General features: G+C 44.6%; 2 protein-coding genes. One reads left to right on the top strand and one right to left on the bottom strand.

Annotated elements, in window-relative coordinates; all coding sequences use genetic code 11:
- The first annotated feature begins 60 nt into the window (after positions 1–60).
- Positions 61–177, top strand: coding sequence for a PEP-CTERM sorting domain-containing protein (locus A3762_RS28710; protein ID WP_369820645.1), 117 nt, complete (start codon positions 61–63; stop codon positions 175–177).
- Positions 178–228: 51 nt separating this feature from the next.
- Here the strand turns inward: A3762_RS28710 and A3762_RS00575 are convergent.
- Positions 229–826: SPOR domain-containing protein (locus A3762_RS00575; RefSeq protein ID WP_156493088.1), on the bottom strand; the 598-nt coding region annotated here is incomplete at its 5' end.

Raw genomic sequence — 826 nt, 5'->3', positions numbered from 1 at the left:
ACTGCTGGCGGAGGTTTTTTTGTTACTGCGAACAACTTCAGCACTGACTTTGAAGCTGCATTGAGAACAAAACTGTTCAGAGAAATCAACGATGTTGAAGTATCTGAGCCGGGCACTTTAGCTTTGTTTGCTATCGGGCTAGCAGGATTAGCGGCAACACGTCGTAAAAAAGCGTAATTACGCCAAGCTCCTGACCATCAGTGTCAGGAGCTTATCTCCTCCACAAAATTAAGAACTTAGGTTGATCTCACGCTGAGCGCCATTACGCTGAATGACATAACTAGATATTCCAGTATTAGACATCATATTTCGTTGCATTAATTTCGCAGCACTTTTAGTTGGAAACTGCCCAACCACCACGGAAAAATACTGTTTACCATCAACTTCTCTCACCAACACTCTTAGATCTTCATAGGCATCTCGATGATTTTTCGCAGAAGCTATTGCTCTCTTTTTTTCAGAAAACGCGGCAAGCTGAAGCGAAAAACCAGTGGCACCTTCAGTCACGAAAGCCTCAGCTTTGTTCGCCTGACTGAACCCTGAGTCTGACTTAAGCAGAGGTGCATCATCCGCTACAGAAACAGAATTTATAGCAGGGACGGCATCAAACACTTCCGTTGAAGTCAGCCCCTCGTATGACAAATACGTCTGTGCATCGCTATCTGAGTTGGGCCCATTGGATGTGACCTCTAGCTGTTCTGATTCAATTTGATGGGATAAAACGAGAGGAGCTTTAGCAGTGCTTTGATTAAACTGCCAAGCGATATTAAAGCCAAGCAACACGGCCAACGCTGCGATGACGGCGATAAATAAAATGAGTGTGTAC

This window comes from Oleiphilus sp. HI0125, assembly GCF_001635355.1.
The sequence above is the reverse complement of the archived record's forward strand: the minus strand, read 5'-3'. Positions and strand labels throughout refer to the sequence as shown.